Source organism: Orrella sp. 11846, from assembly GCF_048820935.1.
GTDB lineage: Bacteria > Pseudomonadota > Gammaproteobacteria > Burkholderiales > Burkholderiaceae_B > Algicoccus.
The window spans coordinates 53386-78539 of sequence record NZ_JBMERD010000004.1; the positions used below are offsets into that span (position 1 = coordinate 53386).

General features: G+C 50.7%; 23 protein-coding genes. 5 read left to right on the forward strand and 18 right to left on the reverse strand.

Annotation, left to right across the window (positions count from 1 at the left end):
- Window positions 1-8 precede the first annotated feature (8 nt).
- The 8 genes from ACOI06_RS04475 to ACOI06_RS04510 all read right to left on the reverse strand — a co-directional run bounded on the left by ACOI06_RS04475 (window position 9) and on the right by ACOI06_RS04510 (window position 7914).
- Window positions 9-986 carry an ABC transporter permease gene (locus ACOI06_RS04475; RefSeq protein ID WP_420661319.1) on the reverse strand — a complete coding sequence of 326 codons (978 nt, stop codon included), beginning with the start codon at window positions 984-986 and terminating at the stop codon, window positions 9-11.
- A 115-nt stretch (window positions 987-1101) separates the two neighbouring features.
- Window positions 1102-2691 (reverse strand): ABC transporter substrate-binding protein, encoded by a 1590-nt coding sequence (locus ACOI06_RS04480; RefSeq protein ID WP_420661320.1) that lies wholly within the window; start codon window positions 2689-2691, stop codon window positions 1102-1104.
- Between the two features lie 119 nt (window positions 2692-2810).
- The gene (locus ACOI06_RS04485) at window positions 2811-4022 is read right to left on the reverse strand and encodes a M20 aminoacylase family protein (RefSeq protein ID WP_420661321.1); all 1212 of its coding nucleotides are present in this window, start codon (window positions 4020-4022) and stop codon (window positions 2811-2813) included.
- A gap of 336 nt (window positions 4023-4358) precedes the next feature.
- Window positions 4359-4577, reverse strand: coding sequence for a (2Fe-2S)-binding protein (locus tag ACOI06_RS04490; RefSeq protein WP_420661322.1), 219 nt, complete (start codon window positions 4575-4577; stop codon window positions 4359-4361).
- A gap of 151 nt (window positions 4578-4728) precedes the next feature.
- The gene (gene bfr, locus ACOI06_RS04495; protein ID WP_420661323.1) at window positions 4729-5205 is read right to left on the reverse strand and encodes a bacterioferritin; all 477 of its coding nucleotides are present in this window, start codon (window positions 5203-5205) and stop codon (window positions 4729-4731) included.
- A gap of 82 nt (window positions 5206-5287) precedes the next feature.
- A complete protein-coding gene (locus ACOI06_RS04500) occupies window positions 5288-6016 on the reverse strand; it encodes a DUF6776 family protein (RefSeq protein WP_420661324.1) in 729 nt (242 codons plus the stop codon).
- Between the two features lie 129 nt (window positions 6017-6145).
- The gene (murU, locus tag ACOI06_RS04505; protein WP_420661325.1) at window positions 6146-6868 is read right to left on the reverse strand and encodes an N-acetylmuramate alpha-1-phosphate uridylyltransferase MurU; all 723 of its coding nucleotides are present in this window, start codon (window positions 6866-6868) and stop codon (window positions 6146-6148) included.
- A 2-nt stretch (window positions 6869-6870) separates the two neighbouring features.
- Window positions 6871-7914: an aminoglycoside phosphotransferase family protein gene (locus ACOI06_RS04510; protein ID WP_420661326.1), complete on the reverse strand. Its 1044-nt coding sequence runs from the start codon at window positions 7912-7914 to the stop codon at window positions 6871-6873.
- A gap of 130 nt (window positions 7915-8044) precedes the next feature.
- On the opposite strand from ACOI06_RS04510, the gene ACOI06_RS04515 reads away from it, so the two are divergent.
- The 3 genes from ACOI06_RS04515 to rsmA are packed head-to-tail and all read left to right on the forward strand — an operon-like array spanning window position 8045 to window position 12666.
- Entirely contained in the window at window positions 8045-10348 is a 2304-nt protein-coding gene (locus ACOI06_RS04515; RefSeq protein WP_420661327.1) for an LPS-assembly protein LptD, read from the forward strand.
- Between the two features lies 1 nt (window position 10349).
- Entirely contained in the window at window positions 10350-11825 is a 1476-nt protein-coding gene (locus ACOI06_RS04520) for a peptidylprolyl isomerase (RefSeq protein ID WP_420661328.1), read from the forward strand.
- A 46-nt stretch (window positions 11826-11871) separates the two neighbouring features.
- The gene (gene rsmA, locus ACOI06_RS04525; RefSeq protein ID WP_420661329.1) at window positions 11872-12666 is read left to right on the forward strand and encodes a 16S rRNA (adenine(1518)-N(6)/adenine(1519)-N(6))-dimethyltransferase RsmA; all 795 of its coding nucleotides are present in this window, start codon (window positions 11872-11874) and stop codon (window positions 12664-12666) included.
- Here rsmA and ACOI06_RS04530 read toward each other — a convergent pair.
- From ACOI06_RS04530 to glyQ, 8 genes are all read right to left on the reverse strand, one after another.
- A complete protein-coding gene (locus ACOI06_RS04530; RefSeq protein WP_420661330.1) occupies window positions 12620-13780 on the reverse strand; it encodes a glycerate kinase in 1161 nt (386 codons plus the stop codon). The two genes, rsmA and ACOI06_RS04530, sit on opposite strands and share 47 nt — an antisense overlap.
- Before the next feature lie 5 nt (window positions 13781-13785).
- Complete coding sequence (locus tag ACOI06_RS04535; protein ID WP_420661331.1) at window positions 13786-15024, reverse strand: nucleoside recognition domain-containing protein; 1239 nt, start codon at window positions 15022-15024, stop codon at window positions 13786-13788.
- Window positions 15025-15036: 12 nt separating this feature from the next.
- On the reverse strand, window positions 15037-15426 hold the full coding sequence (gene gloA / locus ACOI06_RS04540; protein ID WP_420661332.1) for a lactoylglutathione lyase: 390 nt from the start codon (window positions 15424-15426) through the stop codon (window positions 15037-15039).
- 116 nt (window positions 15427-15542) lie between these two features.
- Window positions 15543-16370 (reverse strand): M48 family metallopeptidase, encoded by an 828-nt coding sequence (locus tag ACOI06_RS04545; RefSeq protein WP_420661333.1) that lies wholly within the window; start codon window positions 16368-16370, stop codon window positions 15543-15545.
- On the reverse strand, window positions 16367-17152 hold the full coding sequence (locus ACOI06_RS04550; protein ID WP_420661334.1) for a lysophospholipid acyltransferase family protein: 786 nt from the start codon (window positions 17150-17152) through the stop codon (window positions 16367-16369). The genes ACOI06_RS04545 and ACOI06_RS04550 overlap by 4 nt, the downstream gene beginning before the upstream one ends.
- On the reverse strand, window positions 17149-17694 hold the full coding sequence (gene gmhB / locus ACOI06_RS04555) for a D-glycero-beta-D-manno-heptose 1,7-bisphosphate 7-phosphatase (protein ID WP_420661335.1): 546 nt from the start codon (window positions 17692-17694) through the stop codon (window positions 17149-17151). The genes ACOI06_RS04550 and gmhB overlap by 4 nt, the downstream gene beginning before the upstream one ends.
- Window positions 17691-19847 carry a glycine--tRNA ligase subunit beta gene (glyS, locus tag ACOI06_RS04560; protein ID WP_420661336.1) on the reverse strand — a complete coding sequence of 719 codons (2157 nt, stop codon included), beginning with the start codon at window positions 19845-19847 and terminating at the stop codon, window positions 17691-17693. The genes gmhB and glyS overlap by 4 nt, the downstream gene beginning before the upstream one ends.
- Window positions 19847-20746 (reverse strand): glycine--tRNA ligase subunit alpha, encoded by a 900-nt coding sequence (gene glyQ / locus ACOI06_RS04565; protein WP_420661472.1) that lies wholly within the window; start codon window positions 20744-20746, stop codon window positions 19847-19849. The genes glyS and glyQ overlap by 1 nt, the downstream gene beginning before the upstream one ends.
- A gap of 197 nt (window positions 20747-20943) precedes the next feature.
- Between glyQ and ACOI06_RS04570 the strand changes: the two genes are divergently transcribed.
- Together ACOI06_RS04570 and ACOI06_RS04575 are read left to right on the forward strand one after the other, a co-directional pair.
- Window positions 20944-21711: a crotonase/enoyl-CoA hydratase family protein gene (locus ACOI06_RS04570; RefSeq protein WP_420661337.1), complete on the forward strand. Its 768-nt coding sequence runs from the start codon at window positions 20944-20946 to the stop codon at window positions 21709-21711.
- Window positions 21712-21777: 66 nt separating this feature from the next.
- Window positions 21778-23301, forward strand: coding sequence for a fumarate hydratase (locus ACOI06_RS04575; protein WP_420661338.1), 1524 nt, complete (start codon window positions 21778-21780; stop codon window positions 23299-23301).
- 120 nt (window positions 23302-23421) lie between these two features.
- Here ACOI06_RS04575 and ACOI06_RS04580 read toward each other — a convergent pair whose 3' ends face one another.
- Both ACOI06_RS04580 and ACOI06_RS04585 read right to left on the reverse strand, forming a co-directional pair.
- On the reverse strand, window positions 23422-23757 hold the full coding sequence (locus tag ACOI06_RS04580; protein ID WP_420661339.1) for a hypothetical protein: 336 nt from the start codon (window positions 23755-23757) through the stop codon (window positions 23422-23424).
- A gap of 190 nt (window positions 23758-23947) precedes the next feature.
- Window positions 23948-25144 carry a CaiB/BaiF CoA transferase family protein gene (locus tag ACOI06_RS04585; RefSeq protein ID WP_420661340.1) on the reverse strand — a complete coding sequence of 399 codons (1197 nt, stop codon included), beginning with the start codon at window positions 25142-25144 and terminating at the stop codon, window positions 23948-23950.
- Window positions 25145-25154 lie beyond the last annotated feature (10 nt).

The window sequence follows — 25154 nt, forward strand, 5'->3', positions numbered from 1 at the left end:
GAAGCTATTTAACCTTTCGTGTCAGCCAGTCGGACTCTGGGATCCAGAACGGAATACAGAATATCCACGATGAGGTTGATGATGACAAAGAGAATCACCACCACCATGATGTAGGCCACAATCACTGGGCGATCCAGACGCTGGATGGCTTCGAGTAGCAGCTTACCCATGCCCGGCCAGGAGAAAATGGTTTCAGTGACGACAGAGAATGCCACCAGTGAACCAAACTCAAGTCCAAGAACAGTGATGATTGGAATCAGGATGTTTTTAAGGACGTGGACGCGAATAATGCGACTTTGTGGTAGCCCTTTGGCACGTGCAAATTTCACATAATCCATGAGCATCGCTTCGCGTGTACCTGCACGTGATAGACGAATCATGAGACTAATCTTCAGAAGTGCCAAGTTCACAGCAGGTAATGCCAAGTGTTTCCAGCCATTGATCGTAAATAGGCTCGAATGGATACCTAGGAACTCCCCCGTTTGTCCGCGACCTGAGGCGGGTAACCAGCCCAGCATCACGGCAAACAGCATAATGAGCATTAGACCGACCCAGAAGGTGGGCAGTGAGAAGCCCAGAATCGAACCAGACATAATGGCACGTGATGATTTGCGCTCTGGGAACAGACCTGCGTATAAGCCCAACGGTAAACCAAAAACGATGGCCATCAGCAAGGCAGCAATCGCCAGTTCCATTGTGGCGCCCATGCGAGCGAGAATCAACTGAATCGCGGGCTCACCATGAACAAAACTACGACCAAAGTCACCCTGGAGAATTCCCATCAGGAAATGCCAGAACTGCTCTGTGATCGGTTTGTCTAGCCCAAGGGCAGCGGCAGTTTTCGCGATCGCTTCCTGATCCATTTCAGGCGAGATCAGCATCCAGATCGGATCGCCAACCACGTTGACCCCGAAAAAAACCAAGACAATCATGACGGCAATGACAAGCAAAGCCTGCCCAAGGCGTCGAATAAGAAATGACAGCATAGTGTGGGATTACCGACTAAAAGACATGACAACAGTACACCGGACTGCGGCCTGAATCAGGGCAGTCAATTCACGCACCACCCGCGCCCGGGTGGTGTGTATCAGGACTTACTGTTTATTTCTTCTTGATACCAGCAGCGACAGAGTATTCGTCAGCGCGTGCAGTCACATCCAGATCCTTTTTGGAGGCCCAGACGTTGGTTTGGTAGTGGATGGGGATAATACCCAGATCCTTAAAGCCGATCTCAGAGGCTTCACCCAGCAAGGCAGCGCGTTTGGCATCATCGACAACGGTCAGTGCCTCGTCGAGCTTGGCGTCAAAGACTGGGTTGGAATAACGACCGCGGTTAGCAGCGCCAGAACCTTTCTCTTTGTCGACCGTACCCATCAGGGAACGCAATGAACCGGATGTTTCACCTGTTCCTGCACCCCAACCAGCCAGAATCATGGAGAACTCTGGTGCGCCATCAGCACCTGTGGAAGCGCGCGTAAAGAAGTTGGCGGGTGGCATGGTTTCGATTTCAACATCCAGCCCCAAGCGAGTCAACATCTGAGCGACTGCTTCCAGAATTTGCGTGTCGTTGGTGTAACGACCTGCAGGACCATGGATCTTCAGCTTAAAGCCGTCTTTGTAGCCTGCTTCTTCCAGCAGTTTTTTAGCGCCTGCCAAGTCAAACTTCGGTGCTTCAAGGTTTTGTGAAGTCCCAAAGAAAGATTTGGCCAGAACTTGCTCGGCTGGCACAGCTGCGCCATCCATGATGCGTTCTGCAATGGCTGGGCGGTTAATCGCCATCGACATGGCTTGACGCACACGCTGATCAAGCAGTGGGTTTTTGATGGCTGAGCCGTCTTTGGCGGTCACGAAAGGTGAGTTCTCACGGAACTGGTCCATGTGCAGATAAATGACGCGGTTTGAAAGTGTGTCTGTCACGTTGATGTTCGGGTTGGCGCGCAACTGAGCGATGTCAGTGGGCGGGATGGCTTCGATGACATCGACGTCATCGGCCAGCAAACCAGCGACGCGGGTTGGACCAGATGTCAGGTAGCGGAAAGTGACTTTGTCCCAGCCCGGATCCTCACCCCAGTAGTGAGGATTTTTGACCATGACTGTGCGATCACCAGGTTTGAACTCGGAGAACTTGAATGGACCGCTGCCGCCATCGCATTTCAGGGCGTTAAAGTCTTCTGTGGTGAAGTTGTTATTGTCAGCGCACTCTTTGGCCACAATCGCAATCACGGAGATCATGTTGGGGACTAGAGGTGATGGTTTGTCGGTTTTAACGTGTAATGTGTGATCGTCAACCTTCTCAAACTTCATGCCAGTCAAGAATTGCGCGAAGCTTGCAGGTGAGCGGGGCACATCGGGCACACGCTCCATCGTTGCGATGACGTCATCCACGGTCACGGGGTTGCCGTTACCGAATTTGGCATTTTTACGAATCTTGAATTCCCACGTCGTATCGTCGACAGGTGCCCAGCTTTCAGCTAGACCTGGGAGCAGTTCCTGACTGGGGCCTTGTGCGAGCAAAGGCTCATAGACCTGACGTACCAGTGCGTTGTTAGGCGCAAGGTTATGGTAGTGGGGGTCAATTGAGCTGGGCTCAGCGGACAAACCAATACGAAGTTCGTCGGCTTGAGCCGAACCCATACCAAACGCAAAAGCACAGGCCAGAGCGACTGGCAGGACACGCAAAGATTTAGACATACAAACGACTCCTGAGTGAAACATTGTTTTCATTTTTTTGGCGGCTGAATTTACTCAATAAATTGCAACCGCCCACAGGTCTAATCGTGACAGGTTTTGTGAGGGAGCGGGAGGAGTATTTACCCTTGTTTTTCCGACTTTTTGAACCAATCTTGGACTAAACGCACCCAATAGGTGGCGCCGAGTGGTAAGAGCTCGTCGTTAAAGTCATACGATCCGTTGTGTAACATGCAAGGTCCCATACCGTGACCCGCTTCTCTGTGCTCGCCTTCACCATTGCCGATCCAGACGTAACAGCCTGGCACTTCTTGAAGCATGAACGCAAAGTCTTCGGCACCCATGGTCGGTACTACGCTGGGATTGACACGATCATCACCCACAATGCTGCGCATGGTGTCAATGCAAATTGCCGTTTGCTTTTCTTCGTTGATGGTGGGTGGATAGCGACGATCAAACGTCAGACGGCCCTCACAGCCCATGGCCTGCGCAATGCCAGTGACCACTTCTTGCATGCGTGATTCGATGAGTTCGAGAACGTCCATTGAGAAGGTGCGTACGGTGCCTTTGATTTCTGCGATGCCTGGTAAAACATTCATGGCGCTACCCGCATGGATTTGGGTAATGCTCAGCACAGCGGCTTCAAGTGGGTGACGATTTCGGCTGATAATGGTCTGTAGAGCTTGTGCAATTTGGACGGCAGCCACAATGCTGTCGGAACCCAAGTGCGGCATACCGGCATGTGAGCCTTTGCCCTCAATCTCAATCTCAAAGAGGTTGCTGGATGCCATGATGGGGCCTGGCGTGACACCAAACTCACCGACCGCCATGCCTGGCCAGTTGTGCATCCCAAAGACAGCATCCATAGGGAATTTTTTAAATAAACCGTCTTCGATCATCTTTTGAGCACCGGCATGCCCACCTTCTTCAGCTGGCTGAAAGATCAGATACACGGTTCCGGGGAAATCGCGATGTTCAGCCAAATAGCGGGCAGCGTTGAGGAGCATGGCCGTATGGCCGTCATGACCACAGCCATGCATTTTGCCTTCATGGCGGCTGGCATGCTCAAAGGTGTTTTCTTCAAGCATTGGCAAAGCGTCCATGTCGGCTCTTAAGCCAATGGCTTTGTCCCCGGGCAAAGTGCCACGGACAATGCCGACTACGCCGGTTCCACCGAGTCCACGGTCAATTTCAATGCCGAGATCGGTGAGATGTTTAGCGACAATGTCGGCTGTTCGAACCTCTTCGAATGCGAGTTCGGGGTGTGCGTGTAAATCACGTCGGACTGCTTTAATGTCTTGTTGCCATTGAAGAAATGGTTCCAGCACTTTCATGAGGGAGCTCCATAGTGACGCACCGAATTGTGCGCTTTTTTGATCTGTGGGTTTTGAATCGATTTCGATCATGTTCTCGCAACAGTTTGCCAGAGAACGCGGATGTTTAAAACAGGGGGGAAACACTCAGGTGATTGCAGGGTTAAAGGCTTTTTGAGCAGACGTGGACGTGCTCAAACACGCATCAGCTAAGCCGTCATGATGCGACAGAAAAAGTCGATAAAAATAAATGATGGATTATCTCAATGCAGCTGTCTTGGTGCAGCTATCATCGTGTAAATATTTCGGAGCGGACGTGTTTTATTACGGTTTTATTAATAACGTCGTTTTGGTTTTTTAGGCGTTTACGCTGACATCATTTTGTACGGTCTCGTTCTGCAAGTGAGCCACGGGCTGTGAACAGCATTCACTCCAGATAGCGCGGGCACTGTCTTCGCATTTGCCACATTGCGTGGCAACGCCGTGGTCAATCTGTATATCTTCAAACATCAAACCCGAGCGGGCACATTGTGCAATTGTTTTATCACTGACACGGCGACAGATGCAGACAATCATGATGCGTACCTGTAACTATTAATTAAGTAAACGCAATAGTACCTATTCTCATTTGCATTAGCAACCAAAACCTGTTGAATGCTGTGGTTATTTAATTGTCAGGTGAAAAAAAGGGTGCGATCAAAGTATTTGATTCGCACCCAGTGGGGGTTTATTCGAGTTCGCCCATTTGAGACTGTAGATAGTTCTGCAGTCCAACTTTCTCTAGGACTTCAAGCTGGGTTTCCAGGAAGTCGATGTGTTCTTCGGTATCTTCCAGAATTTGCAATAGGAGCGCACGAGAGACGTAATCGTGCACGCTTTCACAGTAGGTGATGCCATCTTTGACGGTTTGTTGGGCACCGCGTTCAAGCATCAGATCGGCATTGAGGGCTTCGACCACGTCTTCACCGATATTGATTTTGCCTAGATCTTGCAAGTTTGGCAGCCCATCCAGCATAAAGATTCGATCCATCAACAGATCGGCGTGTTTCATTTCACCGATGGACTCTTCGTATTCTTTTGCGGCCAGCTTATCCAGACCCCAGTGTTTAAACATGCGGTAGTGCAGGAAATACTGGTTAATCGCGGTGAGTTCGTTTTTAAGTTGAGCTTGAAGATGCTCAATCACTTTAGGATCGCCTTTCATTTAAAGAGCCTCCATTTGATTAAAGGGTGCGGCAAGAGTACGTGTGTGCCCGCCGCTTCGCTGGGTTGAAAGCCACAATGGGTTACTTGTTGGCGATGTTGTATGTACGATAGGTTAATGCTTTATCGCCCTGTGCCTGATATACCCGTAAAGTGGCCCGGCTTGGCTTAAAACCTTTGGGCATTTCCACGTCACCATTTAACTGCTCGTAATGATCGAGCGTAAAGGGAACCACCAGTGCTTTCACAGCGCCTGCGCGACCATTTGGATAGACACCCTCAAAAGTGACTTCGATACGACCGTCGTAACTTGGTTTTTTTTCGTTCTCTTGCAGCAATAAGACTTGATACTTCACAATGTCTTTGTTGTTGACGGGCTCAAAAGAGGCAGCCGCAATACCAATCGGGTCAAACTTCATGCCAGCGCTAATGGCACGCGTCAGCAGTTTGATTTCGTCTTGTAAAGGTTTCAGTCTGATTTCTAACTCATCGACCCGTGCCTGTAACTCCTGTGTCGTTTGAGTCGCTTGTGCGTTCTCTGTTTCACGTGCACGCTCCACTTCTTCAAGATCAGCCTGGAGTTGTCGTCGCTCATGCGTTGTGGTGGCCAGCTCATCTGTGAGTTTTTGCGACTCACTGACCGTCAGTCGTTTGGGTCCGTAACTGGCCTGCAAAATGAGAACACCACCGGCGCCGAGCACAATACCGACGAGTAGCAGTACAAACCAGCGCGGTAGTCGACGTGTACGTCGTCTGGATTCATAGAGAGAGGGTCTGAAGACCTTTTTCTGAGATCTTCCAAAAATAGCCATGATGAATTTCCTATTGTGTTTAATGCGCCGATAAATTCGTCGCGTATCGCGTTGTGAATTGCGTGGGCGCCGTCTTCCAATCTGAAGCAGTATTCTGAGAGGTTAACGCATCCTACAAGTTTTGTAGACCTATGATGTCAGGTTTTTTGGCGAATTTGAATCGGAAAGCTTCTGATCCAGCCAGGTCAATCTCTCAACCGTCCCGATGTCATGCCATTGTCCTGTATATAAACTACCACGGACTTTTTGTTGTGACATTTGATGACGCAAAACGGGTGCAAGCGCCTGTTCTTGTCCGACTGCCAGCGATTTAAAAAGTTCAGGGCGATAAATGCCGATTCCACTAAATGTGAGCTTGTTCATTGCCGCATCGGATGGGCTATGAACAAACCCATCGGTTGTGAGCGTGAAATCCCCTTCGGGATGATGAGGGGGGTTAGGCACTAACACTAAATGCGCGAGTTGTTCTGGATGTGCTTTAAAACGCTGCGCGATATCTAAAGCTTGTAGGGGGTTCCAGTCGGTCCAGACATCGGCATTGATGACTAAAAACGGCTCTTCACCTAAAAACGGTAGCGCCCCCACGATACCGCCTGCGGTTTCAAGCGCTTGAGTTTCTGGGCTGTGGTGAATCCTAAGGTTCCAGTTGCTCCCATCGCCCAAAAATGTTTCGATTTGTGCACCCAACCAAGCATGGTTGACGACAACCTCTTGAAACCCGGCTTTGGATAAATGCCGTAAATGCCATTCGATCAATGGAAGGCCCCCAACTTTTAAGAGTGGTTTGGGAGTGGTGTCGGTCAATGGACGCATTCGTTGTCCTCGGCCTGCAGCCAGTAACATCGCTCGCATGATTAGAACGTCAATAAAGTCGTGGTTTCAGTGCCCTCTAGTCGGTCTAGGAGTTTCAGCAAAGGACCAAAGGGACGATAGCGTCGAGCGACTTGTCGGACATATGCAACGACACGGGGGATGTGATTCAGATAATGGCTTTTCTGATCACGGTGATGTAAGCGAGCAAAGACCCCGAGGATACGTAAGTTGCGCTGCAGCCCTGTCCATTCGTAGTGCGCATGAAATACTGCAAAGTCATCGGGCACTGGTAGACCCTTTGCACGCGCTTTCTCCCAATAGCGAATTGCCCAATCAAGTTGTTGAGGCTCTTCCCAGGTTGTGCGCGCATCAAAGACTAATGAAGCGAGGTCGTAACTAATTGCACCATGAACCGCATCTTGGTAATCGATGATGCCAGGTATGATGGTTTGTGCATCAGTCGGGATCATCAGGTTGGGGCTATGGAAATCCCGATGCACGAGGACTCGAGGTTGTGAGGCAACTGACGCTGCCAATTCACTGAAGATGGTTGCGAGCGCTTGCGTTTCTGTCGGCGTGAGGGATGTGTTGTGATGAATATTGACATACCATTCGGTAAAGAGCTGTAACTCTTGCACAAGTCGCGATTCATCATAGATCGGCAGGCCATCACTATTGGCAGTTTGCAAAGTAACCAATGCGTCTAGAACGGGAAGATACAGTTTTTGTAGGGTAGTCTCGTCCAGTCCCTGCTGAATCGCGTCATAATAGGTCTGATGACCGAGGTCACTCAGAAGTAAGAACCCTTGCTCGATGTTTTGTGCAAGAATCTCGGGGACATGCAATCCTACATCGGATAGGCGTTTGGTGATATCGACAAAAGCTCGGCAGTCCTCTTGTGCAGGTGGCGCATCCATGATGATTAGCGTGCGCTGATCGGCTTGAATGCGTTCGTAATGACGGAAACTGGCGTCACTTGAGGCTGGTTGCCGTGTGGATAGGTTCAGTTGCAGGGATGCAGGTAGTTCTGAAAGCCACTGCTGAAGCTGGGTTTGGCGTGATTTCTGGGCAGACATGTGGGTCATGGGCAAAAGATTCCTGAACGGGATTGCAGATCTCTATAATAATGCGTCTGAAGACCTATCCGCGAGGATGGGCCTGTCTTTTTTAAGTGAGTCGAATTTCGTTTTGTATGCACGGCGTTTGAAACTTCTGATGAATGTGGCTTGGGTGTCGTTCGCGTCGATGGCTGTCGCGAGCTCGGTTGCACACGCACAAAGTGCGGCAGAAGTGAGTCTGATGTCTGGGTTGCGAGCCTCCAGCGCTTTACAACCTGTCATGGTGGATACCGATAGATTGCCTATCTATCTCGAAGCGGATCAGATGGTTTCACAGCCCGATCAAAGTGCCACCTTGACGGGGACGGCCTCGGCTCGTCGTGCCGATACGGTGGTGCGTGGTCAGCGATTGCATTTTGATCAAACAAAAAATGAAGTCTCCGCTGAAGGCAATGCGCGTTTGATTCAAGACGGTAATGTCGTTGTGGGTCCGAGCCTGCGCTTTGACATGACTCATGACCAAGGTGAAGTGCAGCAACCGAACTTCTGGCTAGAAAACGGGGGCGCTGGTGTTGGTTCTTTAGCACAAATCCATAACCGTGATTTCATGACTGTGCATGACATGACTTATAGCGGTTGTCCGTGCCCTGATCCAGCTTGGTACATCGAGTCAAGCAAGCTGGATCTGCATTTTGATGAGAACGAGGGCGTTGCCAGAAATGGCGTGCTGTATTTCAAGGGTGTACCCATTCTGGCATCACCTTATCTAACGTTTCCAATCCGTGCTGAACGTAAATCTGGGTTTTTGATCCCCACGTTTGCGAACACCAGCCGCACCGGGATGGAAATGCTTTTGCCGTACTACTTCAACATCGCCCCAAATTATGATGCGACGATGTATTTCAGACCGATGAGCAAGCGCGGTCTGATGTTGGGCGGTGAGTTCCGTTATTTACAGCCGAATTTCAATGGTGAAATGTCAGGGACTTACTTGGCGCATGATATTGCGTCTGATCGCAAACGCTGGTCATATGCATGGAAACACTATCAAAATCTAGGTGCGGGGTTTTATGCGAACTGGAATTTGAACGGAGTTTCAGATAAAGATTATCTGCGAGATTTCACAACCCTGGAAATTAATCAAGCTAGTACCAGTTACTTGCCGCGCACGGGAACATTGGGCTGGTCCAATCAATACTGGCGCGCCGATGCGACGGTGGCGACCTACCAGACATTAGCTGATGTGACCCCACAGTATGATCAATTGCCCAGATTGACATTGAACGGAGCGCGTTATAACTGGTATGGGTTTGATGTCAAAACCGAAAACACAGCGACTTGGTTCAGACGCTCATTGGGTGAGACGGGACAACCGTTAGGTCCCGATGGGTCAAGATTTGAGTCCTATACAACGGTGGCTTATCCTTTCGTGAGACCTGGTTGGTACATCACACCAAAAGCAGGTTTTCATTTGACGCAATATGAAACGGACTGGCATCAATTTAAGATGGGCGGTTTGCAGCAAACCAATGCAACTCGAGCGTTGCCGCTGTTCTCAGTCGACGCAGGCATGACGTTTGAGCGCAATACACAGTTTTTTGGGAAAGGTGCGATTCAGACGCTGGAACCACGGATTTATTACCTACGTGTTCCGTATCGGGATCAAGCGCATTTACCGGTGTACGACACGAGTTTGTCTGCGTTTAGCTTTTCTCAAGCCTTCCAGGAGAACGTGTACTCAGGGGGATGGGATCGGATTGCCAATGCGAATCAGCTGACCTTGGCTTTGAGTACCCGCTGGCTGGATGAAGAGACCGGGTTTGAACGTGCCAGTCTGGGAGTCGCTCAGCGTTACTATTTTGAGGATCAGAAAGTATTCCTGCCCGGTGAAACGATTCGAGATAATTCGCGCTCAGACTTTTTATTCAGAGCCTCGGCCGCTTTGACCGATACGTTATCGGCCAATACGTCGCTTAAGTATGATCCGCACACAAGTCGTTGGTCACGTGCACAAATCACTGCTCGCTGGCTGCCTAAACGGGCAACTAGCCTGGCTTTGTCTTATCGATTCCAGGACCAGCCGGTTGGGCTGTATGAGCCTCAAGGTCAGAATCAGGTGAGCTTGTCCTTCCAGTGGCCACTGACTTCAAATATCTACACAGTGGGCCGTGTGGACTATTCATTGCTGAGTGACGCGAAGCGAGATATTGCACCGCGAGTCACACAAGCAATTGCGGGATTTGAGTATCGAGGTGATTGCTGTTGGGCGGCCAGGGTTGTGTACCAGCGCTATGCTGTGGACCCGAAATCGGTCAACAATGCGATATTCTTCCAGCTAGAATTGTCAGGCTTAGGTAACTTGGGTCAAGACCCGTCGGGATTGCTCAATAGTTCGATCCCGCATTACCAGAGTGTTGCGCCTAATATTCCTGGCGTCGGTAAATTTGAAAGGTATGAATAATATGAGACACGTGCAAAGCGTTTTCTCCCGAATCTTCGCTGTCCTTTGTCTGAGCTTGCTGCTGACCACTGCGGGTCAAGCGCAGGGCCTCAGGGGCGGTACGAAACAGGCGACGCGCGCACCAACGCCCGTGGACGGAATTGCAGCAGTCGTCAATAAAGAAGCGATTACTGTGCAGGAAGTCAATCAGCAAGCTGACCGTTTGTCCATGGAACTGCGATCACAGCGCCTGCCTTTGCCACCGAGGGAGCGTCTGGAGAGGCAAGCCCTGGAAATGTTGATTACTGAGCGGGTGATTCAGCAGGAATCCAAACGCATGGGCATCAATGTCAATGATCAAACAATTGATGCAGCGATTGAAGACATCGCCCGTAAAAACAATGCAACCGTTGCGCAAATCAAAGCGCAATTGCAGCGTATAGGAATGAGTTGGGCGTCTTATCGTCGTCAGATGGCACGTGACATCACACTTGATGAGGTGCGTACTGCTTTAGCTAGCCAGATTGTGCGTCCATCCGATGCTGAAGTGGATGCCTTTTTAAAAGAACAAGCTGCTCGTAAAAGCAGTGGCTTGGAGCCCCCAAAAAGAGCGGCCCCTCCGCCACCACCTAAACCCAAAGCGCAGCCGGTTCCTCCGTTGATTATGCAGTTGTCTCAGATCTTTTTGAGTGTGCCTGAAGGGGCGAGCCCTGAAAAAGTGACCGAAGTTAAAAAGCGCATTGATGATATTCGCGCCCGTTTGCGTCGTGGTGAGTCGTTTGAAGAGCTGGCCATCTCTCAGTCTGATGCGCCAGAAGCCGTGCGTGGTGGTGATCTGGGTGTGCGTCCGGCCAATGGTTGGCCTGATCTCTTTGTGCGCTATGCGCGCAATCTTCAGCCCGGTCAGATTAGTGGTGTCTTTCAGAGCCCGGCTGGTTTCCATATCCTGAAAATGGTTCGTCGAGCCGGTGGACAGCAAGCGGTGCCACAGCCACCACCTGAGCCACCTAAACCGGTCGATCCGTACAAAATGCCTGAAGGCGCGGTAATGGAAGAGCAGACGAAAGCGCGTCACATTTTGATTCGCACAACAACGATCACAAATGATGAAGCTGCCAAAGCGCGTTTAGAAGCCGCTCGTGCACGGATTGTGGAAGGGCAGGAGCCATTTGAACAGGTTGCTAAAAGCGTGTCTGAAGATGCATCTGCCCCTCAAGGTGGTGATTTGGGCTGGGTGGGTAAAGGCCAAACCGTGCCTGAGTTTGAAGCCGCAATGGATAAGCTTCAACCTGGCGAAATCAGTGAGCCCGTGAAGAGCCAGTTTGGCTGGCATCTGATTCAGGTTCAGGAACGTCGTACGGAAGATGTCGGTGATGAAACCCGCCGTGCGATTGCCAGACAGATGTTGTTTGAGCGTCGGGCTGCCGCCCAGTTTGATGCATGGATGCAGCAAATGCGTCTACAGGCTTACATCGATAATCGGATGTTCCGTCCATGATCGTGAACAGATCAGAAACTTTGTACATGTTAGGTGCGCGATTCTGATGAGCAATCAACGAACTCATCAGGCGCGTGCCCGGTTTGGTCAGAACTTTCTGAAAGATCTTTCTGTGATCGATGCGATTGTCCGTGCCATTGCCCCCAAAGAGGGTGATTGCATGGTGGAAATCGGCCCCGGTCTAGGTGCATTGACCGAGCCTTTGTTAGTGGCGCTTAAGCATTTGACCGTCATTGAAATTGACCGTGATCTGGTTAAACGTTTGCGTCAAACCTATACGCCTGAGCAATTAACAATTGTAGAAACCGATGCGCTTGCCGTAGATTACTCCGAACTCGGTGAGCGATTACGCGTGGTCGGCAACTTGCCTTACAACATTTCTACCCCTTTGTTATTTGCGTTGATGGCATACGCCGATCATGTGCGGGATCAGCATTTCATGCTGCAAAAAGAAGTGGTTGATCGCATGGTGGCTAAGCCTGGCACCTCAGATTACAGCCGTTTGTCGGTGATGCTGCAGTCTCGTTATCGGATGAGAAAGCTTTTTGATGTCGATCCACAGGCGTTTGAACCCGTGCCTAAGGTCACATCTTCGATTGTGCGGATGGTGCCGCTACCTGCGGATCGTCCTAAAGCTAAAGATGAGGCACTCTTTGCCGAAGTGGTGCAGCGTGCGTTTGCGCAACGCCGCAAAATGCTCCGTAAGGCTTTGGGTGACTGGACGCCGCTGCTGGATTGGGATGCACTGGGCGTGTCTCCAACAGATCGGGCTGAGCAAGTCAGCCTTGAAGGCTTTATTCGTCTGAGCGACGCCCTGACAGAGCGATTGCCGAGTAAGTAAACGTTCGAATCACGTCACGTGCTTGGGCTTCTAGCAGCTTCGATGCATTTGCCAATGCCTGCTCAAGTGTCATGGGTCCATTGACTAAACTGTAAGCAGCTAGTAGGCCGTGTTGATATAAATCTTGATAACCCACTCCCAAAGTACCTGCCATCGCAATGACAGGCACACGTTTGGATCGTGCGCGAAGTATGACTTCCAAAGGTGCTTTGCCTTGTGCTGTTTGCGCATCGAGTCGGCCTTCACCGGTAATGACCAGATCGGCTTGTGATAGGTAGTCGTCTAAACGAATCTGATCGGCAATCCAAGAGGCACCTGCTTGTAGTTCAGCATTGAGCCAGGCTAATGCGGCAAAGGCAAAGCCACCCGCTGCGCCAGCGCCAGGCTGTGTAGAAAAGTCATGTCCACGGTGTTGTGCTGTGAGCTTCGCAAAATGCCCCAAAGAGGCATCTAACGCATCGACTTGTGTGGGGGTCGCGCCTTTTTGAGGGCCAAAGATTGCGCTGGCACCTTGGGGACCACAGAGTGGGTTGGAAACATCGGTGATGATGCGCCATTGAACATCTGTAATTCTGGAATCCATTGCACTGAGATCAAGTGCTGCAATTTTTGAGAGATTCTGAGGAGTGGGGGTTAATTCGGTGTTTTGTGCATCCAAAAACCGCATTCCCAACGCGTACAACATGCCAATGCCCGCATCGTTGGTTGCAGAACCTCCGGCTGTGAGCGTGATTTCGCGCACACCGGTATCTAGCGCTTGCAAAATTAACAATCCTACGCCGTATGTGTTGGCTATTAAAACGTTTCGGTCTTGTGGCTCAAGCTGATCCAGCCCTGCTGCACTGGCCATTTCGATCATGGCACTGTCGTGGGCGAATCTGAGCCATTTTGCTTGGCAAGGACGTCCTAGGGCATCTACAACGTTTGCGTGGCGTAGTTCGCCTTGTAGGGTCTGTGCGAGTGCGTCGAGCGTGCCTTCGCCGCCATCGGCCATGGGGAGCATTGTAATCTGCGCATGTGGAATTTCTTGATGAATGCCGCGTGCAATGGCTTGTGCAACCTCTTGTGCACTGAGGCTTTCTTTGAAAGAATCGGGTGCGATAATGATTTTCATAGGCTCTAGAGGACGTTCGGAAAAAACAAATAACAGACCAAAATCGCTGCCGTGATACCAGCAAAGTCAGCCACTAAGGCACAGCCTACCGCATGGCGTGCACGAATAATACCGACTGACCCAAAATACACTGCTAAGACATAAAACGTCGTTTCCGTGCTGCCTTGCAATGTTGCAGCCAGAAGTGCTGCAAAGCTATCGACCCCATGATGTTGCATGGTTTCGATCATCAATCCTCGGGCGGCACTGCCAGAAAAGGGTTTGACCAATGCGACCGGGAGCGCATCGACAAACTTGGTGTCGGTTTGAAACCACTCAAAGACATAACGGATTGCGTCGAGCAGGAAGTCCAGTGCGCCTGAAGCACGTAGAAAACCGATCGCGCACAGCATGGCGACTAGATAGGGGAGCAGCTCTTTTGAGATCGAGAAGCCTTCTTTCGCACCTTCCACAAACGCTTCATAAACGGGTACTTTACGAATTGCACCCAGAATCAAAAAGAGCACGATACAAGCCAAGAGCGCAAAGTTGCCGCTGACCGTGGAGAGATGGCTCAGCGTCGCCGCACTGAGCGTCATGGCCATTGCAATCAGACCACTGATGAATAATGCGGCGGCTCCTGTCCAGAGCAAAACGACTGGGTCGTGAAGGCGTAAACGCTGCATCCAAGCAACCGCTAAAAAGCCGGCCAAGGTCGATGCACTGGTCGCTAACAGAATAGGCAGAAATACCATGGCGGGATCCGCCGCACCTTGTTGCAAACGGTACATAAAGATGGTGACTGGCAGAAGCGTTAACGAGGATGTGTTGAGCACCAAAAACAAAATTTGTGCATTGGTGGCAGTTTGCGGATCAGGGTTGAGCGACTGTAGTTCTCGCATGGCACGCAGACCGACAGGTGTTGCTGCATTGTCCAGTCCTAAACCATTGGCGGCATAGTTGAGCGTAATCAGTCCCAAAGCCGGATGGCCTCTGGGCACCCCAGGCATGAGGCGAGCAAACAGTGGAGAGAGCCAGCGCGATAAAGTGGCAACCGCGCCAGCTCGTTCGGCGATGCGTAAAAGTCCTAGCCAAAGCGTGAGCGTCCCAAAAAGCACGAGCATAATATCCACAGACACTTTGGCCATTTCAAAGAGGCTGTTGACCATGCGGCTCAGGACTGCGGCATCACCGAACCAGAGCCACTGAATACCTGCGGACAGGCTTCCTAGAATAAAAAATGCAAGCCACAGAATATTCAGCATGTGGGTGTCTCGTTAGGCGGTTTTACGCTCGATGAACTCGATTTTATAGCCATCCGGATCTTCCACAAAGGCGATCACAGTGGTGCCATGCTTCATGGGGCCAGCTTCACGGGTGACTTTGCCACCGCGTGCGCGTGCGTCATCACAGGCTTTGGCGGCATTCTCGACTTCGATCGCAATGTGACCATACCCTGTGCCCAAATCGTATTCGGTGGTGTCCCAGTTATGGGTTAGCTCCAGCACAGTGGCTTTGTCTTCATCGTCATAGCCCACAAAAGCCAGTGTAAAGCGACCGTCGGGGTAGTCTTTTTGACGTAACAAGCGCATACCCAGAACATCGGTATAAAACGCTAATGAACGCTCAAGATTGCCAACACGCAGCATCGTATGAAGTAAACGCATAAATAAAATCCTCATGAAATCAGATGAATGAAGATAGAGTTATCAGAAATTGACATTGTCAGGTTAACGGATTGGGCTGATGGCATCAATGTTGACCGTGTGAAAGTCTCATTTGATTACACAGTTGGTAAATCACCCGGTCGGTAAGCTTTTAGTTTTTGATGACCTTGCAGATAGTCCGGGTAGATGGTTTGCAGCGTTTTCCAGAAGGCTGGGCTGTGATTCATCTCCTTGAGGTGGGCAAGTTCATGGGCGATTACATAATCGATCACAGGCAGCTCAAAGTGAATCAATCGCCAGTTGAGATTGATACGTTTTTGACTGCTGCAAGAGCCCCAGCGTGTTCGGGCATTCGATAAGCGCCAACTACTCGGCATTGGCGCTTGACGGGCTTCAAAGTACTGTAAACGACGTCCAAACCAGACAATGGCTTGTTGTTGCAGCCACGCTTGCGTCATTTCTTGAATACGCCGTGAGTCTGCGTCGTTGGGTAGTGGCAACCACAGATGGCCTGAAGGTTGGTCGGATTGATTGTCACCATCAAACCAGATTTTTCCAGGGTGTGGTTGCTCGGGGTGAACGCCTTGGCGCAAGATGATGGCTTGACCTAAGAAAGGAATTTGTCCACCAAATTGCCAACGCTGTTGGTTTTGTTGTTGCAGTTGTTGGCGTTGCTGGACCAGCTGGAGCTTTTGGGTGATCCAGTTAAAACGGGTTTCAATGGCTTCTTCAATTTGCGGCAAACTCACCCAGTGTGGTGCAGTGATGCGCAGACCATGATCCTGAATTTGTAAACCAATTGAGCGCCGTTTGGAACGCACAAGTTCGTAGTACAACTGTCCAGACTGCGATTGATACAACATACGCTGACCCAGCATGCTCCCAGATGTTTCAGAGGCGGAGTCAGGCGTTGTACCAAAATCCAGAGAAAGTTGTCGGCTCATGCGTTTGATGTGTTTTTGTTAGCAGCGTTTTTGTTCGGGACGTTTTTGACAGAACGTTTGGTCATGGGTGTCCGAGAAATTTGGATCATTTCGTCTTCGATCCATTCAAGGACTTTCTGATTAAGTTCCTCAGCAGTCAAACCTTCAGACGGAATGACTGGGCCAATCGAGACGGTGATCGTTCCTGGTTGCTTGCGCCATGAATTGCGTGGCCAGAAATCACCCGCATTGTGGGCAACTGGAATAACCGGCACATTGCAGCGTTGTGCTAACAAAGCACCTCCCATCTTGAAGCGGCCCATTTTTCCAGGTGCGACGCGCGTGCCTTCTGGGAACAAGATAGGCCAGCGACCTTCATCTAGACGTTCCTGTCCTTGTTTGACCACTTGAGCAAACGCTTCTTTGCCTTTGGATCGATCAATCGGAATCCATTTCAGTAAGGCCAGTCCCCATCCAAAAAACGGAATCTTGTGCAGTTCGCGTTTGTAGACAAAACAGACTTCACGTGGCATCGAACTTGGAAAAAACAAGGTTTCCCAGGCGGACTGGTGCTTGGAAAGAATAACGCCTGGCCCATCTGGTAAGTTTTCCCAACCTTTGACCTCCCAACGCACGCCACAGATCCAACGTGCGGCATACATCGCAAACCGCGGCCAGCCCACAGTTAAGCGATAACGCCAGTGTCTGGGCAATGGAGCACATAACACGGTAAAAAATGAATAAGGAATGACGCTGATAACCAGCACCAGGTAATACAACGTCGCTCGAATCGTCCCTATCATGATGAGGTTTCCCGCAAGATCTGATCAACGACCTCTCGCAAATCCGCCGCTTGTCGGGTTTGGGGCGGTAGATCTGCGTGATCTTTGTAACGCTCGCCTTTGCCTGTCATGACCAACCAAGGGTCACAGCCACAAGCGGTGCCCGCTTGTAGATCGCGCAGGGTGTCGCCAACCACGGGTACACCGGCGAGTGACCGATCAAAGCGCTCAGAAATCATCTGAAATAAGCCAGGCGCTGGTTTACGGCAGTTGCAATGATCATCGGGTCCATGCGGACACACAAAAAATGCATCGATGGCGCCACCCAAGGCGTACAGCATTTGACGGCATTTCTGATGCATAGCATTCAGAGTTGCCCCATCAAAATAACCCCGAGCTAGCCCTGACTGATTGGTAGCAACCACGATTTTCCAGCCCGCTTGGTGTAAGCGGGCAATCGCTTCCAAACTGCCATCAATGGGCTGCCACTCATCCGGATGACGAATGTAATTGTCACTGTCATGGTTGATGACGCCGTCGCGGTCCAGGATGATCAGTTTCATGTTGCGAGACCCGACAGATCAGCGACTTGGTTCATCGTTTGATGGAGTCGCTTCAGGAGCGCTAAGCGGTTTTGTCGAACGGCTTCGTCTGGTGCCATGACCATCACCGTCTCAAAAAATGCATCAACCGGTTCTCGTAGTGCAGCTAGTGCAGAGAGTGCCTCTGTATATGCTGCTTCTTGCATGTGTGCTTGAACAATGGGTTCGACCGCTGCCAGATGGGTATGTAGCGCTTGTTCTGCGGCTTCGGTCATCAAATTTGGATTGACGTCAGGCAGATCACCCTCGACTTTCTTCAAAATGTTGCTGATGCGTTTATTGGCAGCGGCCAGACTTTGTGCTTGTGGTGTGCCTAGGAATGTTTGGGTGGCCGCAATGCGAGCAACGATTTGCTCCAGTGGGACAGGCAACGCGAAAACCGCTTCAACCACCTGACGGTTGTCAGATTGCATGCGTTGGTTACGGTAACGCTCACGTACAAACTCGGTGACTTCAGCAACCGTTTCAGGCGCCAGTGCGGCTTGATCGCTAAAGCTTTGGAAAGTGGCTTGTAGAAGTGCTTCGAGTGTCATCACGGGCTCACCCGTGAGCGCTAAGAAACCACCTGCTTGGAGTTGCTCAAACGCGCTAATTAAGCCCAATGCGGCACGACGCAATCCAAAGGGATCGCGTTCACCCGTAGGGGACAAACCGATACCCCAGATACCGATCAGAGTCTGCGCACGTTCTGCCATGTAAAGGGCAATCCCGGGCAAATCATTTGTCGTGACTGGTGCAGTCCAGCGAATTTGATATTGTTTGGCAATGGCACTGGCGACGGATTCAGGCTCTTGATCATGGCGCGCGTAATCACCGCCAATAATGCCCTGTAGTTCAGGAAACTCACCCACCATGAGAGTCGATAGATCGGCTTTGGCCAGTTCTGCAGCCCGATCGCACAAAGCCACATCGGCACCGAGTTGACGACCAATCCAGCTGGCCGTGTCACGCAGTCGTTTGACGCGCTCGCCTTCGCTCCCCAATTTGTTGTGATAGACCATGTTGTCTAACACCGCAACACGCGATGCGAGAGGTTGCTTGCTGTCCGTAGTATAGAAAAACTCCGCATCGGCCAAACGTGGGCGAATGACTCGCTCGTTGCCTTCGATGATATGCGCTGGATTGTCGATGGGCATGTTGCTGACAATCAAAAAGCGGTTGGTGAGTTTATTCGTTTGCGGATCAAACAAAGGGAAGTATTTCTGATTCAAGCGCATGGTCAAAATTAGACACTCTTGCGGAACATCGAGGAATCGGGATTCAAACTCCCCCGTGTAGATTGCAACCGTTTCCACCAATGCGGTGACTTCATTCAATAAAGCATCGACTGCTGGATCAGTGCCTAGTGTAGCGTTGTGTTCGCTTGCTGCAGCTTGTAGTTTGTCAGAGATTTCTTGATGACGTGCCTGAAAGCTAGCCACCACATAACGCTTGGCGAGTTCTGATTCGTAGTCGTCAGCCTGTTGAATCTCAAACGATTCGGGCGCCAGAAAGCGATGACCTTGAGTCACTCGATCTGCTGTTAAACCAAGAATCTCGATGGGCACAATTTGATCAGCGTGTAAGGCCACCAGACCATGTGCTGGGCGCACAAAGCTGACTGTCGTTTGGCCATCGGCCAGTTGATAACGCATGACTTTTGGAATGGGCAAGCTGTCTAAAGCAGACTGCACAATTTCCTGCAGGCAGGCTTGTAGTTGCACACCAGGTCGGGTGCCACTGGCCACTAAAAAAACTTGTTTGCCTTCATCGACTTGTGTGATGTCTTGCGGTGTCAGGTGCGCTAAGCTTTTAGCCGCCAGCCGTTTTTCAAGAGCGGGTGTAAATTGGCCTTGTGCATCGAGCCCGATTTTGGCGGGCATGAGCTTTTCGGTAAAAGGTTGATCAGCAGCGACCGATTGGACGTGTGTGATGTGTGCAGCCAGACGGCGTGGTGTCGCAAACACCTTGAGTTCGCTGTCAGCTTGTAAAAGATGCTGCGCTTTGAGTGCGTCGTAAATGGCTTGCCCAAACGTATCGCTTAAGCGTTGTAAAGCTTTTGGGGGCAATTCTTCGGTGCGTAATTCAATTAGCAAAGATGCTGTGCGGGGGTCAGACAAGGGTGTGGCAGTCATCAGGCTTTGGCCTCATGCGATTGGAGCATCGGAAATCCGAGTGCTTCTCGTGATTCGTAATAGGCTTGGGCAACGGCACGCGACAAGTGACGAATGCGGCCGATGTAGGCGGCACGTTCAGTCACACTGATAGCGCCCCGTGCATCAAGCAGGTTAAATGTGTGAGCAGCTTTGAGCGTCGCTTCATAAGCGGGCAGCGGCAAAGGCACTTCCATGAGGCGTTTGGCTTGTGCTTCGTAGTCTGAAAAATGCTCAAACAGGGTAGGAATGTCGGCGTGCTCAAAGTTGTAAGCGGATTGCTCCACTTCGTTCTGATGGAACACATCGCCATAGCTCAGGTTCCGATCGCCCTGACGTGTCCACAATAAGTCATAGACGCTTTCCACGTTTTGTAGATACATGGCCAAACGTTCAAGACCGTAGGTGATTTCGCCCATGGTTGGAGTGCAGTCTAAGCCACCGACTTGTTGGAAGTAGGTGAACTGCGTGACTTCCATGCCGTTAAGCCAGACTTCCCAGCCCAGTCCCCAGGCACCCAGTGTAGGGTTTTCCCAGTCATCTTCAACAAAGCGAATGTCGTGCTCTTTGGGGTCAATGCCAATGACGCGCAAGGAATCTAGATAGAGTTCCTGAATATTGGGCGGTGCGGGCTTTAAAACGACCTGATACTGATAGTAGTGCTGGAGTCGATTGGGGTTCTGTCCATAGCGACCGTCGTTGGGACGCCGTGAAGGCTGAACATAGGCTGCACGCCAAGGTTCTGGTCCAATGGCACGTAGGAACGTGGCGGTGTGGGACGTACCTGCCCCGACTTCCATGTCGTAGGGTTGAAGCAGAGCGCAACCCTGCTGGTCCCAATAGTTCTGAAGTTTCAGAATGATTTGCTGAAATGAGAGCATGTGAGATTTTTCTGGTTGATTCATGATGCCCTGTCTGAACGGCAACAGCCAGTCAATGACCAGGCTGGTAACGTCAGAATAGGACGAGGATGCTGAGCATTTTAGCAGCGAGGTCAGGCAATGGCATTCAGAGGCGCTTGCATCGCCTACTATTATGAGAAATTGCGAGCATAAACCTGTATGGAGACTGAACTGTCGTGACACAACTAATACGGACTGAAGAACAAGACGGCATCCTGATCATTACCATTGATCGGCCTGACGTGCGCAATGCCATTAACTACACCTGTGCTGAACAAATGGCAAAAGCGATGGATCGACTCGATGAAGATCCATCGCTCAAGCTAGGTATCCTGACAGGTGCAGGCAGTGTGTTTAGCGCAGGCATGGATTTGAAAGATTTTGCGCAAACAGGCAAGCGTGCACGCGTTGAAGGGCGAGGTTTTGCTGGGTTGACAGATCAACCACCGACCAAACCACTGATCGCAGCCATCGAAGGGTATGCGCTGGCAGGTGGTTTTGAGATCGCCTTGTCTTGTGACTTAATCGTTGCGTCCAATACGGCTAAGCTGGGTCTGCCCGAAGTGAAAAGAGGTCTGGTGGCCGGTGCCGGTGGCATGTTGCGCTTGCCACGTCGTTTGCCGTATCACATCGCGATGGAGCTCATTTTGACAGGTGAGCATTTCCCAGCCACACGCGCAGCGGAATTAGGCATGGTCAACGTGTTATGCGAACCCGGGGAGGCTTTGCAGTCCGCACTGGAGTTGGCAAGACGTATTGTTTGCAATGGTCCGTTGGCCGTTCAAATGGCTAAACGAATCGTGAATGAAGGATTGGACTGGTCGCAAGCCGAAATGTTTGAACGTCAAGCACCTTTAGTGGCTTCGGTGTTGGCTTCAGAAGATGCCCGAGAAGGTGCGTTGGCGTTTACAGAGAAACGTGCGCCGCAGTGGAAAGGGCGCTAGAGCGTTTTCTGCACGTCGTGCAAAAATTTAACCCATTTTTTAGAGTGACAAAATAAGGTAGACGGTATGACAGTGACGATCAAGGAATCTGACCTGATTGAATCCATTGCGGATGCAGTGCAGTTTATTAGCTATTACCACCCAGCGGACTTTATCCGACATTTGGCCAGCGCTTATGAGCGTGAACAAAGTCCGGCAGCCAAAGATGCGATGGCGCAGATTCTGACGAACTCGCGCATGTGTGCAGAAGGGCATCGGCCCATCTGTCAGGACACAGGGATTGTGAATATCTTCCTTAAAATCGGGATGGATGTTCGCCTGGAGTCCGGACAGGATTTGCAAGAGATTTGTGATGAAGGCGTGCGCCGTGGTTATCTGAATGCAGACAACCCCTTGCGGGCTTCTGTTTTACAGGACCCATTGTTCACGCGTCGCAACACACGAGACAACACACCCTGTATTGTGTCGGTCGAGTTGGTGCAAGGCAATACGATTGACGTGCAAGTAGCCGCCAAAGGCGGTGGTTCAGAAAACAAAGCCACGATGGCGATGTTGAACCCTAGTGATTCGATTGTTGATTGGGTTCTTAAAACCGTGCCATTGATGGGTGCAGGTTGGTGCCCACCCGGTATGTTAGGGATTGGCGTGGGTGGAACGGCTGAAAAAGCCGTCTTGATGGCCAAACAATCCCTGATGGAAGACTTGGATATGGCGGATTTGTTGGCCCGTGGTCCATCGAATCCGACTGAAGAGCTTCGTGTGGAACTCTACGAAAAAGTGAACGCATTGGGCATTGGTGCGCAAGGTTTAGGTGGTTTAACCACCGTGCTTGACGTGAAGATTAAGAGCTTCCCAACGCACGCAGCGTCTAAACCTGTGGCCATGATCCCAAACTGTGCGGCGACTCGTCACGTTCATTTCACACTGGATGGCAGTGGACCAGCGGAATTAGAGCGTCCTTCGCTGTCAGATTGGCCTGATGTGCACTGGGCACCTGATTACAAAGCGTCCCGTCCAGTTAATTTGGACACATTGACACCAGAAGAAGTGGCGAGTTGGAAACCGGGTGAGACTTTATTACTGTCAGGCAAAATGCTGACGGGTCGTGATGCAGCACATAAGCGCATTCAGGATATGTTGGCCAAAGGTGAGCAATTGCCCGTGGACTTTACCAATCGAGTGATTTATTACGTGGGTCCAGTGGATCCCGTGGGTGATGAGGTGATGGGTCCAGCAGGTCCCACCACATCGACCCGTATGGATAAGTTTACGGAAACCATGTTGGGTGAAACGGGTCTGATTGCCATGATCGGTAAAGCAGAACGTGGTCCGGTGGCGATTGAAAGCATCCGTAAACATAAATCGGCGTACCTGATGGCTGTGGGTGGTGCGGCTTACTTGGTGGCTAAAGCCATTCAGAAAGCGAAAGTGGTGGCGTTTGAAGATTTGGGCATGGAGGCGATCTATGAGTTTGACGTCGTCGATATGCCAGTCACTGTCGCAGTCGATGCGACTGGATCATCAGTTCACCAGACTGGACCGCAAGAGTGGTCAATGCGCATTGCCGATATTTCCATGAAAAAGGCGTAAACGCAGCTGCTTCACAACAGGTCAGCTCAATGAAGGTTTGACCTGTTATGAATCGTTGCGATGAATGAAAAACAAGGTCGCTTTAAGCGGCCTTATTCAATTTATGCATGACAAAAATAATCACGAACGGTCAAGTTTCCTTGTGGGTAAGGCCGGAATCGGGCCAAGCTTTGCGAGTCCGAGTCTGTGATGCCAATAGTTCCAAGATCGAGCATTAAACCAGCCAGCTTGAGCGTTTGTGAGTACGCTTCTGAAAATATCATCGCCGACAAGTTCGCGCAAATTTAAAGCGTCTTCAAAATCGCCAATATCCATAACTTGGGCGATGACTCGTTGTGGTTGTTGAACCGCTTCGTCTGGTGTTTTCCACCAAATGTACTTTTTTGCATACGGTTTTAATTGTTCTAGGTCTAAGCGCGTGGCGTCTTGGTCTTGATTAGTAGGGGGTCGGTTCATCTATTTAGATTTCCGTAAGAACAAAAAGACCGATTTTATTTTGTTCGTCATATGTTTGCTTATTTTTCTTAGTGATCATTTGGACCATATTAGGCACATTGTTCAACCATCAGCTCAAAAAAAACCTCGCCAATTTGGGCGAGGTTTTAGGATTGCGTAGGTTGGTAACAGGCCGAATTAAGAGTGTTGGCTAGTCATCAAGCCCAAATTCACGCCTGATCTCTTCACTATGCTCACCCAGCATGGGGGCATGGCGTCGGTACACAATGGGTGTTTCCGAATAGTTAATTGGGTTGGCCGTTGTTGGCGAGCTGCCAGCAACGGGATGTGGAATGGTTTTCCAGATTTCGCGTGCTTTGACTTGTGGGTGGTCAAACACCTGATCGATGGATTGGATCGGGCCACAAGGGACACCGACTTTTTCAAAAATATCAATCCAGTCATCACGTTTGCGGGTACGCATGATCTCAATAAGCTGTGGAATGAGTTCATTGCGATGCACCAGCCGTTGGCTGTTTGTCGCAAAACGCGCATCGTCGGCCAGATCCTCGCGTTCGATGGCTTTGCAGTAGTTGCGGAACTGTGAATCATTGCCCACGGCTAAGATCATGTGACCATCAGATGTTTCAAAAACTTGGTAGGGCGCAACGTTTTGATGAGCATTACCCGCTCTTTGTGGCGCTTCGCCTGAAGTCATGTAGTTCAATGGCTGATTGGCGAGCATGGCAATATGGCAGTCCAACAGCGCCATATCGATGTGCTGACCCAATCCGCTGCGATTGCGTTCTTGTAGTGCACCTAAAATCGCAATCGTGGAATACAGTCCGGTGATGACATCACTGACGGCAACCCCTGCTTTTTGAGGACCAGCACCTGGCATGCCATCGCGCTCACCTGTGATGCTCATGAGACCACCCATGCCCTGGATCATAAAATCATAACCAGGTCGTTTGGCGTAAGGACCGTTTTGTCCGAAACCTGTAATTGAGCAGTAAATCAATCCGGGCATCTCATCTTTAAGGCTGTCGTAATCTAGGCCGTATTTTTTGAGACCACCGACTTTGAAGTTTTCAATGAGAATGTCACATTGACTGGCGAGTTTGCGAACAGCAGCTTGACCTTCTGCACTGGATAAGTCCAGCGTGATGGATCGTTTGTTGCGGTTCGTACTCAGATAGTAAGCGGATTCTGTGGTGTCTTGCCCTTGTTCGTCGCGAAGATAGGGAGGTCCCCAGGCGCGTGTGTCATCACCGGCATCCGGTCGTTCAACTTTAATGACGTCTGCGCCTAGGTCGGCCAGTGTCTGGCCGCAGAACGGGCCAGCCAGAACACGGGACAAATCCAAAACGCGCACACCATCAAGCGGTGCGTGCCTTGGTTCAGTCATACCATTACCT

Coding starts and splice junctions, on each gene's coding strand:
- ACOI06_RS04475 (WP_420661319.1), bottom strand. CDS start 986: ATGCTGTCATTTCTTATTCGACGCCTTGGGCAGGCTTTGCTTGTCATT.
- ACOI06_RS04480 (WP_420661320.1), bottom strand. CDS start 2,691: ATGTCTAAATCTTTGCGTGTCCTGCCAGTCGCTCTGGCCTGTGCTTTT.
- ACOI06_RS04485 (WP_420661321.1), bottom strand. CDS start 4,022: ATGAAAGTGCTGGAACCATTTCTTCAATGGCAACAAGACATTAAAGCA.
- ACOI06_RS04490 (WP_420661322.1), bottom strand. CDS start 4,577: ATGATTGTCTGCATCTGTCGCCGTGTCAGTGATAAAACAATTGCACAA.
- bfr (WP_420661323.1), bottom strand. CDS start 5,205: ATGAAAGGCGATCCTAAAGTGATTGAGCATCTTCAAGCTCAACTTAAA.
- ACOI06_RS04500 (WP_420661324.1), bottom strand. CDS start 6,016: ATGGCTATTTTTGGAAGATCTCAGAAAAAGGTCTTCAGACCCTCTCTC.
- murU (WP_420661325.1), bottom strand. CDS start 6,868: ATGCGAGCGATGTTACTGGCTGCAGGCCGAGGACAACGAATGCGTCCA.
- ACOI06_RS04510 (WP_420661326.1), bottom strand. CDS start 7,914: ATGACCCACATGTCTGCCCAGAAATCACGCCAAACCCAGCTTCAGCAG.
- ACOI06_RS04515 (WP_420661327.1), top strand. CDS start 8,045: ATGAATGTGGCTTGGGTGTCGTTCGCGTCGATGGCTGTCGCGAGCTCG.
- ACOI06_RS04520 (WP_420661328.1), top strand. CDS start 10,350: ATGAGACACGTGCAAAGCGTTTTCTCCCGAATCTTCGCTGTCCTTTGT.
- rsmA (WP_420661329.1), top strand. CDS start 11,872: ATGAGCAATCAACGAACTCATCAGGCGCGTGCCCGGTTTGGTCAGAAC.
- ACOI06_RS04530 (WP_420661330.1), bottom strand. CDS start 13,780: ATGAAAATCATTATCGCACCCGATTCTTTCAAAGAAAGCCTCAGTGCA.
- ACOI06_RS04535 (WP_420661331.1), bottom strand. CDS start 15,024: ATGCTGAATATTCTGTGGCTTGCATTTTTTATTCTAGGAAGCCTGTCC.
- gloA (WP_420661332.1), bottom strand. CDS start 15,426: ATGCGTTTACTTCATACGATGCTGCGTGTTGGCAATCTTGAGCGTTCA.
- ACOI06_RS04545 (WP_420661333.1), bottom strand. CDS start 16,370: ATGAGCCGACAACTTTCTCTGGATTTTGGTACAACGCCTGACTCCGCC.
- ACOI06_RS04550 (WP_420661334.1), bottom strand. CDS start 17,152: ATGATAGGGACGATTCGAGCGACGTTGTATTACCTGGTGCTGGTTATC.
- gmhB (WP_420661335.1), bottom strand. CDS start 17,694: ATGAAACTGATCATCCTGGACCGCGACGGCGTCATCAACCATGACAGT.
- glyS (WP_420661336.1), bottom strand. CDS start 19,847: ATGACTGCCACACCCTTGTCTGACCCCCGCACAGCATCTTTGCTAATT.
- glyQ (WP_420661472.1), bottom strand. CDS start 20,746: ATGCTCTCATTTCAGCAAATCATTCTGAAACTTCAGAACTATTGGGAC.
- ACOI06_RS04575 (WP_420661338.1), top strand. CDS start 21,778: ATGACAGTGACGATCAAGGAATCTGACCTGATTGAATCCATTGCGGAT.
- ACOI06_RS04580 (WP_420661339.1), bottom strand. CDS start 23,757: ATGAACCGACCCCCTACTAATCAAGACCAAGACGCCACGCGCTTAGAC.
- ACOI06_RS04585 (WP_420661340.1), bottom strand. CDS start 25,144: ATGACTGAACCAAGGCACGCACCGCTTGATGGTGTGCGCGTTTTGGAT.